The sequence below is a fragment of the Heliomicrobium modesticaldum Ice1 genome, from assembly GCF_000019165.1.
Taxonomy (GTDB): domain Bacteria; phylum Bacillota; class Desulfitobacteriia; order Heliobacteriales; family Heliobacteriaceae; genus Heliomicrobium; species Heliomicrobium modesticaldum.
The window spans coordinates 1,010,094-1,027,198 of the sequence record NC_010337.2 but is presented as its reverse complement, the minus strand read 5'-3'; the positions used below and the strand labels follow the sequence as shown (position 1 = coordinate 1,027,198).

General features: G+C 60.3%; 13 protein-coding genes and 2 tRNA genes. 14 read left to right on the top strand and 1 reads right to left on the bottom strand.

Annotation, left to right across the window (positions count from 1 at the left end; translation table 11 throughout):
* Positions 1-134: 134 nt before the first annotated feature.
* The 7 genes from ychF to dnaB all read left to right on the top strand — a co-directional run bounded on the left by ychF (position 135) and on the right by dnaB (position 9,295).
* Positions 135-1,235 (top strand): redox-regulated ATPase YchF, encoded by a 1,101-nt coding sequence (gene ychF / locus HM1_RS04570; protein ID WP_012282125.1) that lies wholly within the window; start codon positions 135-137, stop codon positions 1,233-1,235.
* Positions 1,236-1,328: 93 nt separating this feature from the next.
* Entirely contained in the window at positions 1,329-1,865 is a 537-nt protein-coding gene (locus HM1_RS04565) for a single-stranded DNA-binding protein (RefSeq protein ID WP_012282124.1), read from the top strand.
* A gap of 227 nt (positions 1,866-2,092) precedes the next feature.
* Positions 2,093-3,064: a YybS family protein gene (locus tag HM1_RS04560; RefSeq protein ID WP_012282123.1), complete on the top strand. Its 972-nt coding sequence runs from the start codon at positions 2,093-2,095 to the stop codon at positions 3,062-3,064.
* Between the two features lie 23 nt (positions 3,065-3,087).
* A complete protein-coding gene (locus HM1_RS04555; protein ID WP_207643772.1) occupies positions 3,088-5,130 on the top strand; it encodes a DHH family phosphoesterase in 2,043 nt (680 codons plus the stop codon).
* Positions 5,131-5,317: 187 nt separating this feature from the next.
* Complete coding sequence (gene rplI / locus HM1_RS04550; RefSeq protein ID WP_012282121.1) at positions 5,318-5,764, top strand: 50S ribosomal protein L9; 447 nt, start codon at positions 5,318-5,320, stop codon at positions 5,762-5,764.
* Positions 5,765-5,868: 104 nt separating this feature from the next.
* The gene (gene lonC / locus HM1_RS04545; RefSeq protein WP_012282120.1) at positions 5,869-7,845 is read left to right on the top strand and encodes a Lon family ATP-dependent protease; all 1,977 of its coding nucleotides are present in this window, start codon (positions 5,869-5,871) and stop codon (positions 7,843-7,845) included.
* Positions 7,846-7,960: 115 nt separating this feature from the next.
* A complete protein-coding gene (dnaB, locus tag HM1_RS04540; RefSeq protein WP_012282119.1) occupies positions 7,961-9,295 on the top strand; it encodes a replicative DNA helicase in 1,335 nt (444 codons plus the stop codon).
* A gap of 118 nt (positions 9,296-9,413) precedes the next feature.
* Here dnaB and HM1_RS04535 read toward each other — a convergent pair whose 3' ends face one another.
* The gene (locus HM1_RS04535) at positions 9,414-10,019 is read right to left on the bottom strand and encodes a beta-class carbonic anhydrase (protein ID WP_012282118.1); all 606 of its coding nucleotides are present in this window, start codon (positions 10,017-10,019) and stop codon (positions 9,414-9,416) included.
* Positions 10,020-10,556: 537 nt separating this feature from the next.
* Between HM1_RS04535 and HM1_RS04530 the strand changes: the two genes are divergently transcribed.
* From HM1_RS04530 to HM1_RS14455, 7 genes are all read left to right on the top strand, one after another.
* Positions 10,557-11,840 (top strand): adenylosuccinate synthase, encoded by a 1,284-nt coding sequence (locus HM1_RS04530; protein ID WP_012282117.1) that lies wholly within the window; start codon positions 10,557-10,559, stop codon positions 11,838-11,840.
* 265 nt (positions 11,841-12,105) lie between these two features.
* Positions 12,106-12,181: transfer RNA gene (locus tag HM1_RS04525), tRNA-Glu, on the top strand.
* 75 nt (positions 12,182-12,256) lie between these two features.
* Positions 12,257-12,333 (top strand) — tRNA-Asp (locus tag HM1_RS04520).
* 165 nt (positions 12,334-12,498) lie between these two features.
* A complete protein-coding gene (lgt, locus tag HM1_RS04515) occupies positions 12,499-13,284 on the top strand; it encodes a prolipoprotein diacylglyceryl transferase (RefSeq protein WP_012282116.1) in 786 nt (261 codons plus the stop codon).
* A gap of 211 nt (positions 13,285-13,495) precedes the next feature.
* Positions 13,496-13,639, top strand: a complete 144-nt coding sequence (gene scfA / locus HM1_RS14885) for a six-cysteine ranthipeptide SCIFF (protein ID WP_012282115.1) — start codon at positions 13,496-13,498, stop codon at positions 13,637-13,639.
* Positions 13,640-13,802: 163 nt separating this feature from the next.
* Positions 13,803-15,302 carry a thioether cross-link-forming SCIFF peptide maturase gene (gene scfB, locus HM1_RS04510; protein ID WP_064504613.1) on the top strand — a complete coding sequence of 500 codons (1,500 nt, stop codon included), beginning with the start codon at positions 13,803-13,805 and terminating at the stop codon, positions 15,300-15,302.
* A gap of 243 nt (positions 15,303-15,545) precedes the next feature.
* Entirely contained in the window at positions 15,546-16,946 is a 1,401-nt protein-coding gene (locus HM1_RS14455; RefSeq protein ID WP_012282113.1) for a M23 family metallopeptidase, read from the top strand.
* The last annotated feature ends 159 nt before the right edge of the window (positions 16,947-17,105 follow it).

Below are 17,105 nucleotides of genomic sequence, written 5' to 3'. Positions count from 1 at the left end.
ACCGGCGACAGCGGCGCTTGCCGCTGCCGCACACTTTTGCCGCTCAGGCCAGACCCGGGTCCTTGCATTCCCCGGAGCCTTGGTCTAAACTAAACGATGGCAAAGTGTAAAATACCATCAGGAGTTGATTCGTTGTGCCGGTCCAGGCGGGTATCGTCGGGTTGCCCAACGTGGGCAAATCCACCCTGTTCAATGCTATCACCAAGGCGGGCGCGGAAGCCGCCAATTATCCCTTTTGCACCATCGAACCGAACGTGGGCGTGGTGGAGGTCCCCGATCCCCGGTTGGACAAGCTGACGGAGATGGTCAAACCGAACCGGGTGGTTCCCGCCGTCGTGCGGTTTGTGGATATTGCCGGCCTCGTCCGGGGGGCATCGAAGGGAGAAGGGCTTGGCAACAAGTTCCTGTCCCACATCCGCGAAGTGGATGCCGTGATTCATGTGGTCCGCTGTTTTGCCGATCCCGATGTGACCCATGTCGATGGCAAGGTGTCGCCACTGCGCGACATCGACACGATCGAATTGGAATTGATCCTCTCCGACCTGGAGGCGGTGGAGCGCCGCCTGGATCGGGTGCAGAAGATGCTCAAGTCAGGCGATAAAAAGGCCCAGCAAGAGTTGGCTGTGCTGCAGCGGCTGCGTGACGCCTTCGAGGATGGAAAGCCGGCCCGTTCCATCGACTGGACGCCGGAAGAGGCGGAGATCGTCCGCAACCAGTTTTTGCTGACGAGCAAGCCGGTCCTCTATGTGGCCAACGTTTCTGAGGACGATCTCGGCAAAGCCGACAATCCCCTCGTCCAAGATGTGCGCGCCAGGGCCGACCGGGAAGGCGCCGGCGTCGTCGTCATCTGCGCCAAGATCGAAGCCGAGATCGCCGAACTGACCGATCCGGAGGAGCGTGCCCTTTTTCTGAAGGATCTGGGACTGAAAGAGTCCGGCCTTGATCGGCTGATCCGGGAAACCTACGCCCTGCTCGGTCTGATCACCTACTTCACCGCCGGCGTCCAGGAGGTCCGTGCCTGGACGATCCCCCGGGGGACGAAAGCGCCCCAGGCGGCCGGCGTCATCCACACCGATTTTGAGCGGGGCTTCATCCGGGCCGAGGTGACGGCTTATGACGATTTGGTGGCCTGCGGCAGCCAGACGGCGGCCCGCGAAAAAGGGTTGCAACGGCTCGAAGGCAAGGAGTATGTGATGAAAGACGGCGATGTGGTACACTTCCGTTTTAACGTATAGCCAATGATCGCGGTGGAATTTGCGGAAGCCCGTTGATCGGACGCGAATTCCATGATAAACTTCAAATAAATGGCATGAAAAGGAGAAATTGTCATGTTAAACCGGGTGATCCTCATTGGCCGCCTCGGCAGAGATCCGGAACTGCGCCATACCAACAGCGGCATCCCTGTCTGTTCCTTCAGCATCGCCGTCGACCGGCCCCAGTCTTCGAGCCAGCGCCAGGCCGGCGCGGAAAAAATCACCGATTGGTTTACCATCAACGTCTGGAACCAGCAGGCGATCACCTGCTCCCAGTACCTACATAAGGGCCGGCTCGTCGCCGTCGACGGCCGCCTGCAGACCCGCTCTTGGACGGACCAGCAGTCCGGTCAGAAGCGATCCGTCGTGGAAGTCGTCGCTGATACGGTGCGCTTCCTGGAACGGGGCGAAGGCCAGGGCGGCGCTGCTGCCGGTGCCGGCATGGGTGCCGGGTCGGGCATGGGCGCCGGGTCCAGCGCCGGTTATGGCGGTCCGGTCGGTGGCGGTGGCTATGGCAGCGGCGCTTCCGGTTTTGGTGCGCCCTCCGGCGGCTACGGCGGCAGCGAAATTTCTTTCCCCGACCCGCCCGGGGAAGACGATCTGCCTTTCTAAAAACCGACATAGATGGAAAGGACCGCGTCTATTCGGATTGGGCGGGGTTATCCTGTAATATTTGTTCCGTCAGAGGACATGGAACCGCGTAGGGCGCGGTTTTCTGTGGCAAAATACTGCTATACACAGGTGAAATGGTGGGGGAGCGCATCGGCTCCCCTTTTTGTTTCACAATGGGGCAGGAAATTGCTGTTCCATCCCCGAATTGTTTTGATTGAGGTGAGAGAATGCCAATTCGAGGAATGATGGAGGGGGCAATGCTGGCTGCCTTGACGGCCGTGTTGGCCCTTTTGGGCGTGTTCATTGTCCCTCTGTCCCTGGTGACCAATCTGATCTGGACTATCCCCATTGTCGTCGCCATCGTACGGAACGGCTGGACGGTCGGGGTGTTGACCCTGGCGGCGGCTACCGTGGTCATCGCCTTGACCGCCGGTTTTTCGACGGCGCTGATCCTGTTGATCCAGTTCGGCGGCCTGGGGATCGTCTACGGGATCGCCTTTCGTTACGGCTGGTCGACAATCCGGGCTTTCCTGGCCGGCGTGCTCACGGTCGCCCTGTCCTTCGCGGCTTTTCTGGCCCTTTTCTTTGTCCTGACCGGTCTGACGGTGGAGACGCTGCTCCGGCAAGCGGACGCGACGGTCAACGCCGTCATCGAGATGTACCGCAGCGCCGGGCTCTTGGCGAAGTATGGCGAGCAGGGCATCACCGAAGAGAGCATGCGCGCCCAGTTTGCTGCGATCATCCAGTTCCTGAAGCTGATGTTCCCGAGCCTCTTTGTCAGTTACGCCATGATGACGGCGGCGACGAACCTGCTCCTCTCCCGCTGGATGCTCCGGCGCATCGGTCAGCCGATCACCGCGCAGCGCCCCTTTCGGGAGTGGAGGCTCCCTTGGGAGGCGGTCTGGGTGGTCATCGCCGGCCTTGCCGCCGCCTTGGCCGGCGACTACTGGCAGATCCCGCTGTTGGGGACGGTGGGGCTCAACCTCCTCTATATCTGCTACCCCATTCTGCTCGTCCTCGGCTTCTCCGTCGTTGCCTATCTGCTCAACAAATATGTCCTGTCGCCCTTCGTCCTCTCTATCGTGGCTGTGTTGATTTTTCTGTTCCCCACGTTAGCGCTCACCTTTATCGCCACTGTAGGCCTTTTCGATCTGGTCTTCGATTACCGCGCTAAGATGGACAAATTCCAGGGCGCATGACGCGCCGAATGGGGGAAGAGGCTGTGCTTCTCGGTATGAAAAGGCGCTTCTCCTTTTGGTTGCTGGCCCTTCCGGCTGTGATCGGCGCCGGGTTGCTTGTCGCCGTTCTCGCGCCGGTCCATCGCGGTGCCGCAGGGGCGGTGGCGGCGCTTCTGGTGGCCGTGCTCTTTTTCGTCATTGAGTCGGCCTATCGCTGGCGGCAGCAGGCGGAAGAACAATTCAGCCGCCTCCAGGAACAGTTCGAAGCGTCGGGGGCCAACCTGCTGGCCCATCTGCCCTTGGGGCTCGTCTACATCGACAGCAACGGCGCCCTCCTGTGGCACAACCCCGAGTTCGCCCGCATGCTCGGTCGCGAAGGGTATCGCTTCAAGGGGAAGCTTCGCAGCCACCTGCCGGAACTGCACTTTAAGAAAAACTCCGCTTTTTCGGAACTGGCTGCCAGCCGTCTCGTCATTCGGGACCGGCAGATCAAGGTTACCCTGCGCATCGGCCCGGAAGAGGGCCGGCGGTTGCTCGCCTTCGACGATGTGACCGACTATGAACAGCGGGCGGCCCGGGAGGACGGACCTGTTATCGGCCTTTGCATCATCGATAATTTCGATGAGGCTGTGGCGCCGCTGGAAGACGAGAACAAATTCGCCCTGACCGCCGAGATCGACAAACTGCTCAATGAGTGGGCCTTGGGTGTTGAGGCCTTTATCCGCAAGGTGGCGGAGGACCGCTATGTGCTGCTCATGACCGGTTCAGGTTTGCGGCTCTGCCAAGCCCATAACTTCGATATCCTCGACCGCATCCGTTCGATCCGCTTAGAAAACCGCATCGCCGTCACCCTCAGCGTCGGACTCGGTGTCGGCGAGGAGTCGATGGCCGACCTGGGCCGGCTGGCCCGCACCGGCGTCGACCTGGCCATGGAGCGGGGCGGCGATCAGGTGGTCGTCAAGTCGGCCGATCGGGTCTACTTCTACGGCGGCAATACGGAAGCCGTCGAAAAGCGCACCCGTGTGCGCGCCCGCGTGGTGGCCAAATCGCTGCGCAACCTGATCCTGGCCGCCGACAACGTGGTCATCCTCGGCCATGAATATGCCGATCTGGACGCTGCCGGCGCCGCCCTCGGCCTCTCCCGCGCCGTCGCCGCCCTCGGCAAACCGGTCTCGGTCATCCTCGACACCCGCGGTGGGGCCCTCGATCGGCTGATGCCTTATGTGCAGGCCAACGCAGACCTGGCCAAAACCCTCGTCAGTGTGGAGGCGGCGCCGGATCATGTGACCGCGCGGACGCTGCTGGTTGTCGTAGACACCCACAAACCATCCCTGCTGCCGGACCGCACCCTCCTCGATCGAGCCGGGGAGATCGTCATCATCGACCATCACCGGCGGGGCGAGGAGTTTATCGACAAAAACAGCCTCGTCTACCTGGAGGCCTACGCATCGTCCACCTGTGAGCTGGTGGCCGAGATCCTCCAGTATCTCAAAGAAGACCTGGAACTGGGCAAGATCGCCGCTTCGGCGCTGCTGGCCGGCATCACCGTCGATACAAAGCACTTTGTTTTCATGACCGGGGCGAGGACTTATGAGGCCGCCTCTTACCTGCGGCGCTCCGGCGCCGACCCGCAGCTGGTGCAGTCGCTCCTGCGCGACTCCATGGAGACGGTTGTCCGCCGGGCGGCCATCATCGGCGGCGCCGAGGTTCACTTCGGCCATATCGCCATCGGCGTTCAGGAGGAAGCGGTGCCAAGGGCAACGGTCATCTCGGCCCAGGCGGCTGATGAGCTGCTGGAGGTCGAAGGGATCCAAGCTTCTTTTGTCCTGCGGCCCTATCCGAAGGGGACGGCCGTTTCGGCCCGTTCCCAGGGAGACATCAACGTCCATGCCATCCTGGAGCGGCTCGGCGGCGGCGGCCATCTGACCATCGCCGGCGCTCAGCTGGCAGGGCTCAGCCTGTCTGAGGCGAAGGAAAAACTCCTGACCGCCATCGGCGAGTACCTGGAACAGCAAAAAGAGCAAAAAGCCCTCGCTGAGCGCGAACAAAAGGCGGAGCATCCAGACCCCGCCGGGGGCAGGCGCTAGGAGCGAGCAATGAATGTGCAGGCAGCCGAACCGAGAAGCCCTGTGATGCGGCCGATGACAGATACCGAAAGGGATGCCCTCTAGCGATGGGCACACAGATGCGATACAGTTAAAATGGGACTGATCTATTGCCGCGAACGCTGGGATGCGCAAAGGTTTTCCAGTAAGATTTTTGAGGAGGTACAACATGAAGGTCATCTTGCAGCAAGATGTGAAAAACCTGGGCAAAAAAGGCGACATCGTCGATATCGCCGAAGGATATGGCCGCAACTATGTGTTGCCGCGGGGCCTCGCCATTGAGGCGACGCCGGCGAACTTGAAAAACCTGGAACGGTTGAAAGCCAACGAGGCGAAGAAAAAAGAGCAGGAACTGATGGACGCCAAGGAACTGGGCGCCAAGCTCTCCGGCATCACCGTCAAGGTCCGCTCTAAAGCCGGTGAAGGTGGCCGCCTCTTTGGCGCTGTGACGAATAAGGAGATCGCCGAGACGGTAGAAAAACAATTCGGCCTCAAGGTGGACAAGCGCAAATACGAATTGAAGCAACCGATCAAAACGCTGGGCCATTACCCCATCACCGTTAAAATTCACCCTGCCGTTTCTGCGGAACTAAAAGTCGAGGTCGTCAGCGAATAACTATCCTGTGGCCTCATCCCATTTTCCCTGCGCCGCCGTTCCCCGACGGCCTTACGGGTCGGCCCGGGAGGTTTTTTCCGCAGGAAGGAGCAACAACACGATTCATGAAAAAAATCATGGAGACTTTGAACCGGACGCGGCTGAGCCAGTTGCTCAGCCGTCGATCCGATGAGGATTTGCTGGCCCGCCAGGTGGATGCGCTCTTCGGCGCCCTTTCCGACATCTACGGCGCCGACAAGCTGGTGCTGCGGGCGAGCAAGCTGGAGATCCTGCCGCTGATGCGCTCCAACCAATTGGCGGAGCGCGTCTGGGCCTTGCAGCGCCTCGTCCTGCAGGGACCGGCGCCACAGAAGCCGCCGACGGCCAAGGAGATCCCCGAAATCCTCAACGAGATCGAAGAGGAGATCGCCGGCATCATCGCCCGGCGCTCCGTCGAGGACAAGCTGGAAAAGCTCGTCGCCGACAAGATGCAAGAGCGCCACGAGGAGTATATGCGCGAGATCAAGCTGCAGGTGCTGAAGGAGAGCGGCGGACCGGAGAACGCCCAGACGCTCAAGCGCCTGGCCCAGTTGGAGAAGATGAACAGCGTCTCCCTGGCCCGTTCGGCCATGGAGATGCTCAGGCCTCGGCAGTTGAACGAGGTGGTGGGCCAGGAGCGGGCCGTTCAGGCCATCCTCTCCAAGCTGGCCTCGCCCTATCCCCAGCACATCCTCTGTTACGGACCGCCCGGCGTCGGCAAAACGACGGCGGCACGCTTGGCCTTTCAGGCCGCCAAAGGCCGCACCGTCACCCCCTTCCCGGACGAGGCCCCCTTCGTCGAGGTCGATGGCACTACCCTGCGCTGGGACCCCCGCGAGGTGACCAACCCGCTCCTGGGCTCCGTCCATGACCCGATCTACCAGGGCGCTCGCCGCGATCTGGCCGACACGGGCATCCCCGAGCCGAAACTGGGCCTGGTCAGCGAGGCCCACGGCGGCGTCCTCTTCATCGACGAGATCGGCGAGATGGACCCCATGCTGCTGAACAAGCTGCTCAAGGTGCTTGAAGACAAGCGCGTCAGCTTTGACTCGGCCTACTACGACCCCCTCGACCCCAACGTGCCGCAGTGGATCAAAAAGATCTTCGACGAGGGCGCCCCGGCCGACTTCATCCTCATCGGTGCCACCACGCGCAGCCCCGGCGAGATCAACCCGGCCCTGCGCTCCCGTTGCGCCGAGATCTTCTTCGAACCTCTCACCCCGGCCGATATCAAGGACATCATCGAAAACGCCGGCCAGCGCCTCGAGGTCAGCCTCGAAGCAGGCGTGGCCGATCTAATCGCCGAATACACCATCGAAGGCCGCAAGGCCGTCAACCTCCTGGCTGACGCCTACGGCTTGGCCCTCTTCCGCCGCGAAGAGGCGGAGGCGGCCCAAAAAGCGACAAGCGCCAAAGCGGCGCCCATCGCGGTCACCTGCGACGACGTCCTCGAGGTGCTGCGCACTGCCCGCCTCAGCCCCTACGTGACTCGGAAGGGGGAGCATAAGGCGGAAACGGGCCGCATCTTCGGCCTCGGCGTCGCCGGTTTCGTCGGTTCCGTCTTGGAGATCGAAGCGGTCGCCTTCCCCGCCAGCGGCGAGGGCAAGGGTCACATCCGCTTCAACGACACGGCCGGCAGCATGGCCAAAGATTCCCTCTTCAATGCCGCTTCCGTCTTCCGCCGCCTGGCCGGCAAGGAACTGGCCGACTTTGACCTCCACGTCAACGTCGTCGGCGGCGGGAACATCGACGGTCCCTCTGCCGGTCTGGCGATCTTCCTTTCCGTCTACTCGGCCATCCAGGAGATCCCCCTCTGGCAGGACGTGGCCGTCACCGGCGAGATCTCCTTGCGCGGCGGCGTCAAAGCCGTCGGCGGGATTTTTGAAAAGATCTACGGCGCCCGCCAGGCCGGTATCCGCCGCGTGCTCATCCCGAAGGAAAACGAGAAGGACGTCCCTTCCGATTTGACCGGCATCGAGGTGATCCCGGTGGAGACAGTGGACGAGGCTTTGGCGCTGATCGAGGCAGTTCCGGCGATCGCCTCGGCAGAACAGGCGTCCTAAATGAAAGACCCGGGTGGAAAAGGCCCGGGTTTGTCCGCTTATTTTCCCATGGCTTGCCGACGCAAGCTAGGCTTCGTTCTACCGTTTGCGCGCGGAGGGAGTACATACAAACGCCATGAGCAGTCTTTTTGACCGCCTACCTCCTCAAAACATCGAAGCTGAACAGTCGGTGCTGGGCGCCATGCTCCTCGACGCCGACGCTGTGTACAAGGCGACAGAGCTCTTAAAGCCGGAGGACTTCTACAAGGAAGCCCACCAGACCATCTTTCGGACGCTGGTGACCCTCTCCCAGCGGGGGGAGGCCGTCGACCTGGTCACATTGACGGAAGAACTCCGGCAGACGGGGAACCTGGAGCGCGTCGGCAGCATCCCCTATCTCATCGAACTGGGGAACGTGGTACCGACGGCCGCCAACGTAGAGCACTACGCCAAGATTGTTGCGGAAAAATCCCTGCTCCGCCAGATCATCCGCGCCTCCACGAAGATCGCCCAGAAGGGCTATGAAGCCACCGAAGAAGTGGACCGACTGCTCGACGAGGCGGAGCAGGCCTTTTTGGACATCGCCCAGCGCCAGGCCCGTGATGGCATGGTCCCTTTGCGGGACGTGCTCGTGGCCACCTTGGACCACATCGAGCACCTTTACAACCGCAAAGGCGATGTGACCGGCGTGGCCACCCATTTCCGCGATCTGGACCGGATGACCTCGGGCTTGCAGCCCTCGGACCTGATCATCGTCGCCGCCCGCCCCGCCATGGGGAAGACGGCCTTCTGCCTGAATATCGCCCAGAACGCCGCCGTCCGGGACAAGGTGGCCGTCGCCGTCTTCAGCCTGGAAATGTCGCGGGAACAACTGGTCCAGCGGATGCTCGCCTCGGAGGCGCTCATCGACCAGCAGCGCTTGCGCACCGGTGCCTTGACCGAACAGGACTGGGACACGCTGACCAATGCCATCACCCCTCTGTCCGATGCGCCCATCTACATCGACGACACACCGGGCATCACCGTCATGGAGATGCGGGCCAAGTGCCGGCGGTTGAAGACGGAAAAAAACCTGGGGCTCGTCGTCATCGACTACCTGCAGTTGATGCAGGGCGGCGGCAGCCGGCGCTCGGAAAACCGGCAGCAGGAGATCTCCGAGATCTCTCGCTCTTTAAAAGCCTTGGCTCGCGAACTGAACGTGCCGGTCGTAGCCCTCTCCCAGCTCTCCCGATCGGTGGAACAGACGACGGACAAGAAGCCGAACCTGAGCCACCTGCGCGAATCGGGCGCCCTTGAACAAGACGCGGACATGGTCATGTTCATCTACCGCGAGGAGTATTACATACCGGATACGGAGAAGAAAGGCATCGCCGAGATCATCATCGCCAAGCACCGGAACGGCCCCGTCGGCTCGGTGGAGCTGGGCTTTTTGAAGGAATTTACCAAGTTCGTCAACCGCGACTACCGGTAGAATGCAAAAAAGGGGCCAACCTGCTGCGGGCGGCCCCTTTTTTCTCTCGTCAAGGAAAGCATCTTTTGGAAAAATTTTTCGTCGAAGAAAAAACCTGTGCCGGCTTTTAGCCTGCCGGCTATCCAGATGTGACCGAAGTCTCCTTGTATCGCGCCACAGCGTCATAGCCGTTCACCAGGATCTCGATCTCCCCCGTATGGGGATCGAACATGAGACCATGGATCGGCACGTCCTTCGGGATCAGGGGATTGGTCCGGATGCGGAGGACCACCTCTTGCACGTTTTCGCAGGGGTGGTGGAACCGATCGACCCAGGACTCCAGCTCATGTTCCACCATGTGCAGCGCATCAGGCGAGATGCCGCGGGCGAGCATTTTCTTCTTGAGATCGTCGGCCGTCGTGTGAGCGAGCCCGCAGTCCTTATGACCGATGACCATGACCTCTTCCACGCCCAGCTCGAAGATGGCCACGATGAGACTGCGGATCGTGGCCTCAAAAGGACCGGTCACGGAATTGCCGGCGTTTTTGATGATTTTGGCGTCGCCGCGACGGATGCCCATGGCGGGCTCCAGAAAATCGACGAGCCGCGTGTCCATGCAGGTGAAGACGGCCAGGCCACGGCTGGGACGTTTTGCCACGGGAGCGCAGTCGGTACGGACGAACTCGTCAGGTAAGCGGCGCATGAATTCACGGTTCGCGGCGAGGATTTGATCCAATCGGCTCATTGTTAAACTCCTTTGCCTTATACCGATTTGTCACCCGGTATGAATGATCATAGTGTACTTCGCCTTTCGTAGAAGATAATCCTGCTGTCACCGTTTTGAAACGATGATATTCGCTCGGGCTAATCCTACAGGGAACGGGACTGCCGATGGGGCCGGGTCACCGGGGGGTGAGAGTTCGAATCATCGCTGTACGGCTGCTGCTGCTTGACTTGCGACGGCGATATTTGGTAACCTAGACAGGGCTAACTCCTTGCGTGCGCAAGGGGGTTTTGATGGTAACTGTGGCCTTGCCACAGTTTTTTATTGCCCGGGAATACTAAAAGCAGGTGGCGCCAGTCGAGGGTTTACCCACTCCATGCGTTATAGTATGGTGTAGTAGTGAAGTCCCGGAGAGCGACGCCATAAGCGGTTCTGCGGCATGCGTTCCCGCTCTAATGGGCGCATCTGCGAGAGGTTCATCAGACGTTCATAAAGCCCTTCGGTCGGTCGATCGACAGGAGGCTTTTGATAAATCGAGAAGAGATGGGGGTACCGGGTATGTCATCGGTCGTAGTCGTCGGCGCCCAGTGGGGCGACGAAGGGAAAGGCAAGATTACCGACTTTCTGGCCCAAAAAGCAGACCTTGTCGCGCGCTACCAGGGGGGAAACAACGCGGGACATACAGTGGTCGTCAAGGGCAAGGAGTTCAAGCTCCACCTGATCCCTTCGGGTATCCTCTACCCCGATAAAACCTGTATCATCGGCAACGGCGTCGTCATCGACCCCGGCGTGCTGATCGAGGAACTCAAGTACCTGGAAAGTGAAGGTATTTCCGCCGATAACCTGCGCATCTCCGGGCGCGCCCATGTGATCATGCCCTACCACCGCCGCCTTGACGAGGTGGAGGAAGAGCGCCGCGGCGCCAATAAAATCGGGACGACCAAGCGGGGCATCGGCCCCTGTTACGTCGACAAAATCGCCCGGGTGGGCATTCGTATGGCCGACCTGCTCGATCCGGAGGAGTTCCGGGCCAGACTGGAACAGAACGTGGCGGCCAAAAACGAGCTCTTGGAGAAGATCTACGGCGTCGATGGTTTTGACGCGCAGGCGATCTTCGACGAGTACCGTGCCTATGCCGAGCGGCTCCAAGCCTACATCACCGACACATCGGTTCTCCTCGACGACGCCCGCAAGGAAGGCAAGAACATCCTCTTTGAAGGCGCTCAGGGGACGCTGCTGGACATCGACCATGGCACCTACCCCTTCGTCACCTCGTCCCATCCCATCGGCGGCGGCGCCACCGTCGGCGCCGGCATCGGTCCGACGACGATCAACAAGATCCTCGGCGTCGTTAAAGCCTACACGACCCGCGTCGGTGAAGGGCCCTTCCCGACGGAACTGAACGACGAGATGGGCGACCTGATCCGCAAAGCCGGCCATGAGTTCGGCACCACCACCGGACGTCCCCGCCGTTGCGGCTGGTTTGACGCCGTCATCATGCGCTACTCCGTCCGTGTCAGCGGCCTGACCTGCATGGCTGTCACCAAACTGGATGTGCTCGATCAGCTGCCGGTGATCAAGATCTGTGTCGGCTACCGCTATCAGGACGAGGTCATCACTCATTTCCCTGAGAGCTTGAAGAAGCTGGCCCAGTGTGAACCGGTCTATGAAGAGATGCCCGGTTGGATGAGCGACACAACCGGCTGTCGCACCATGGAAGAACTGCCGGAGAAGGCACGCCGCTACGTAAAGCGCCTCGAAGAGCTCTGCGGCTGCCCCGCCTTGCTCCTGGCTGTCGGTCCCGACCGCGAACAGACGATCGAACTGGGAGAGGCTTTTTAGCCGGTTTCGCGCGGCCGCTTTTCGATGTCGCCAGCGACCGCGCGATGGGGAACAGGGCCGCCCCTGGGCGGCCCTGTTTTTTGGCCTGCTTTTTGTCTGTCGCCGCCGCATTTTAATCGAACATTCATATAAAAGAACTATTCGTAACTTGGGCGCAAAGTATTGACAGGAGAAAATGGCATCAGTATACTTCATACTTGGTGAGTGTCCTTAACAGGATGGCTCTTCGGACAAGGAGCGTCTGAAGGTCAAGGCGCCGGCAAGAGGCCCGTTGGTCAAGCGGTCTAAGACACCGCCCTTTCACGGCGGTAACAGGGGTTCGAATCCCCTACGGGTCACCATCTTTCCTTCCGTTAGAATGCTACAAGGTTGTCGAGTTCTTCATGGTTGGCATGAGGCGCTTTTGAGTAGCACGAGGAGCAGTGGTGTAGAGGCCTAACATGCCAGCCTGTCACGCTGGAGAACGCGGGTTCGAATCCCGTCTGCTCCGCCATATACGCTATCAAAGGGCTCGTTTTCGGTTTTAAACTGGGGGCGGGTTCTTTTCTTTTTGTTCCTTTCCTTGACTTTTGCGGAGAAGGGATTATCCTAGTAGAAGATGGAAAAAGCCCCATCCCCTCAATCGGCGATTCAATCACTCCTTAAGGAGGCTGTCGACTTGCCCGATCCGATCGCCTTTTATATCGGCACCCACCCGATCTACTGGTACGGGATTCTGATCAGCAGCGCTTTGCTCATCGGTACGCTCGTGGCGCAGCGGGAGGCGGTGCGCCACGGGATCGACCCTGACTTTCTCTACAACCTGATCCTGTACGCCACACCCTTGGCGCTGATCGGCGCGCGCGCCTATTACGTCATCTTCAACTGGAAGTACTACGCCAACGACCCGAGCGAGGTGGTGGCCATTTGGCACGGCGGCCTCGGGATCTTCGGCGCCCTGCTCGTCGCCTTTGCCTTCGGCTGGTATTACACGCGCAGACAGGGCCTATCTTTTTGGCAGATGGCCGACATTGCAGCGCCGTCAATCATTCTCGGCCAGGCCATCGGCCGCTGGGGCAATTTTTTTAACCAAGAGGCTTACGGCTATCCGACCGATCTTCCCTGGGCGATGATGATCGCCGGCGAGATGCGCCACCCGACTTTTCTCTACGAGTCGATCTGGGACCTGATCGGCTTCTTCCTGCTGCTCGTCCTGCGCCGCCGCCCATGGATGCGCCGGGGCGAGGTGTTCCTCTTCTACCTCGCCTATTACGCTTTTGGGCGCTTTTGGATCGAGGGACTGCGCATGGATTCGGAGATGGTCGGCGACTTCCGGCTGCCCCAGATGCTCAGCCTGGTTTGGATGTTCTCTGCTGTCGCCCTCTATTACTATCGGCGGAAAAAGGGATACGCAGACGAGCCGGCCACGCCGGAGCGGGCGACTTTGGACGCCCATAAGGGCTGAAAAAGGATAGCCTCGGTCACGCCTGACCGTCTGCCCTAACGCTTCACCGCCAGCCTGACCGTCCCGAAAAAAGCCGGCCTTTGGCGCCGAAAGCGATGGGAGCGGTAGAAGCCGCCCCTGGAGGCGGCGCCGGAAGACTTTACCCTGGCAGGGGAAAGTGCTATAATACCAACGGATTTTTGGCAAGGGAAGGACAAGGGGGGGATAATCTGTGAGCAAGCACATCGTCACTGTGCAGAAAGGCGCGCTGCAGGCGACGGCGCAAACCGGCGGCTGCGGCGAATGCCAGACCTCCTGCCAATCGGCCTGCAAGACCTCCTGTACCGTAGGGAACCAGGTTTGCCAGAAAGGCTAAGGTCGAATCGCCATAAGACCGAAGAACCCTCTATTCGCGACCTGAACCGGATAGAGGGTTTTTTCTTCTTGCGCAAATCCCTGCGTCCCTCCCCAGCAGACTGCTTTTTCGACGTTAGATGCAAAGAAAAATGACGATAACAGTGAAGGTTGATGATGCAATCATGACAAACCAACCCGCTTCCCCCTGGTGGTCCGACCTGGTCGGCTACGATTTTTCGGCGCACCTGTTCACCTTTGCCCACGGCGATGTGGCCTTTTGCTATGATGTGAACTCCAACTCGTTGCACCGGCTCGATGAGACAGCGCGGCAGGTGATCGAGGCGCTCGCAGCCGCCCAGGGCGACGGGTCCGTTGCGCGGGAGACCCTTGTGCGTCACGCCAAGATGGACGAAGACATTGTGGACGAGGTGCTGGCCGAACTGGGTGAATTGAAGGCGGCAGGTCTGCTCTTTACCGACGATCGGCTGGCGGAAGGCTTTGCGCGCCGAAAAGAAACGGGGGAGGCACTGCCCGGTAGTTCCTCTTCAGAAGCAAGGGCCGCCACTGCCGTTGCCCCCCCAGCTGACCCTGTCGTCAAAGCCCTCTGCCTGCATGTGGCCCACGACTGCAACCTGCGCTGCGGCTACTGTTTCGCCGGGACAGGCCCCTTCGGCGGCGACCGCAGCCTCATGCCGGTCGAAACAGGCAAGCAGGCTGTCGACTTCCTGCTTGCCCATTCGCAGGGACGCCGGCATGTGGAGATCGACTTCTTCGGCGGCGAACCCTTGCTCAACGTTGACGTTGTCAAAGAACTGGTGGCCTACGCCAAGCGACGGGCTGCCGAAGAGGGGAAAGTGCTCAAGCTCACCTTGACGACAAACGGACTGTTGCTCGATGAGGAAACAGGCCGTTATCTCAACGAAGAGGGGCTGTCGGTTGTCCTCTCCCTCGACGGCCGCCGCGAGGTCCATGACCGCATGCGGCCCTATGCGGACGGCTCCGGCTCTTATGACGACGTGGCCGCCAACCTGCTCGCTTTTGTCCAATCGAGAGGCGGCGAGGATTATTACGTCCGGGGGACCTTCACGGGACACAACCCTGACTTCGCCGCTGACGTCCTGCATATCCACGACCTTGGATTCCGCCACATCTCGGTGGAGCCTGTCGTGGCCCCGCCGGATGTGGACTACGCCCTTCGGCAAGAACAGATCGAAGGCTTGGACGAGCAGTACCGCATGCTGGCCGAGGAGTGCATCCGCCGCGGACGAGCGGGGCGGCCCCTCAACTTCTTCCACTTCAACCTAGACCTGGCCCACGGGCCTTGCTTGGCTAAGCGTCTCTCCGGTTGCGGCGCCGGCTTTGAATACATGGCCGTCGCCCCCAACGGCGACCTCTATCCCTGCCACCAGTTTGTGGGCCGGGAAGACTACCGCCTCGGCAATGTGGCGACCGGCTTGACCGGCCAATCCATTGCCCGCGCCTTCGCCGACGCCCATATCTACCACAAAGCAGGCTGTCCCACCTGCTGGGCCCGCTTCCTCTGTTCCGGCGGCTGCCACGCCAACAACGAGGCGGCGACGGGCGACCTGGGCATCCCGGCGGCGATGAGTTGTCATCTGGCCAAAATGCGCCTGAAATGGGCGCTCTACGCCCAGGCGATGGCGGCTGTGCCGGAAGCGTGACCGATAGACGCCGTCGTGCCGGAGAAATTCCTGATCAAAGCGGCAAGCGGGAAATTTTAGGGTTTCCTCGACAACCTTTCCCATGATATAATATTGGCGGGTTCGTGAGGCCGAAGATGTTGGCATAAACATCCAATTATCACAAGCCCATCAGCAATAAGGGCGCCATCGGTTCGCCCTCGGCGGCGGACTCACTAACAGCATAGCCTCGACAGCTTGTCAGGGGTGGGAAAGGGGGCGCAAATGTCCAAGAAGGATTTCTTTGCGGACAAAATCGCCTGGATCCAGGGGAAATGGACCGAACTCCGCACCAAGTCATTCGGCGAAAAAGCGACGCAAGGCAATGATGGCAACAGGTTGAAGGCACTTCGTGTGAAGTTAGACGAGATCAAACAGGAGATCCGATCGATCGATCTCCAAAACTGGCGGGAAAGCAAAGGGCTAGTCTACGTAGCCCAAGGAGCCGGGGTGCTCCTGCTGGTCGGCGCCATCTCGGCGGCGGCCTTCAACGGAACAACGGCGCTTACCCAACCGGCCGACCCGTCCGGTATCGTAGTCAAGGCCAACGGCATGGTCGACGCCTGCCGGATCGTGATCGACGGACGTCCCGAGTTGATCCTCGCTAACCGCGAACAGGCGGAACAGGTGATCAAAGATACGATCAACTTCTTCTCCTACGGGCAAATCGGCGAAGGCGTCGAGCTGATCGATGTGAAGGTGAAGCAGCAAGTCACCTACGAGAACGTGGAAGTGTCGCCTGATCAGGTCATTTCCAGCGAACAAGCGAAAAAGATGCTCGTCGAAGGCAAAGGCGAGAAGATCCGCTATGTCGTCCAGAAGGGGGACACCCTCTGGAGCGTGGCCGTCAAAAACGGCATGAGCTGGAACGAACTGCGCAAAGCGAACGCCCAATTGGTCAACGAAAACAAATTAAAAATCGGCCAGGAGATCAACCTCACCCGACCGGTCCATTACCTCAACGTGGTCAGTACATACAAGGTCGTCAAGGAAGAAGAGGTGCCCTATCCGACGAAAGTCGAGCGGGACGCCAACATGCGCCCTGGCGCTGTGAAGGTCAAACAGGAAGGCGCCAACGGCAAAAAGATCGCCACTTACGTCGTCAGCAAAGAGAACAACTACCAGTTCGATGAGGAATTGAAGGAAGAGAAAATCTTAAAAAGCCCCGTCCAGCGGGTTGAAGTTCGCGGCGACCGCGTGATGGTAGCCTCCCGCGGCGGCAGCAGCAGAAGCGCCGGCGGCAGTTACAGCGGTGGCGGCAACGGAACCCTCTCCTGGCCCATCGGCGGGCGGCGGATCACCTCTCCCTTCGGCTACCGTGGCCGCGAGTTTCACACCGGAGTAGACATTGACGCCAACACGGGCGACCCTGTCTATGCTGCTGATGACGGTGTAGTCACCTTCGCCGGTTGGGCCGGCGGCTACGGCAAGTGCATCCTCGTCGACCACGGCGGCATCACCACCCGCTACGCTCACCTCTCCCAACTGTACGTCGGTGAAGGTCAGACCGTCAGCCGAGGCGCCAACATCGGTGCAGCCGGATCGACAGGCCGCTCCTACGGCAGCCACCTGCACTTCGAGGTCATCGACGGCGGGGTGCGCAACCCCATGGCTTACCTGAGGTGAGTCAAGCCGATTGGGAATCGACAGTGCTGGACATCAATCTGAACTCGACAGGTAACCTTGAAAGTCACGAATGGTTTTTTGCAGGAAGGCCCCGCCGAGGGGTCTTCTTTTTATCACTCGATCTTTAGACGCAGAAATCAGTCAAAAAGTTCCGTCGCC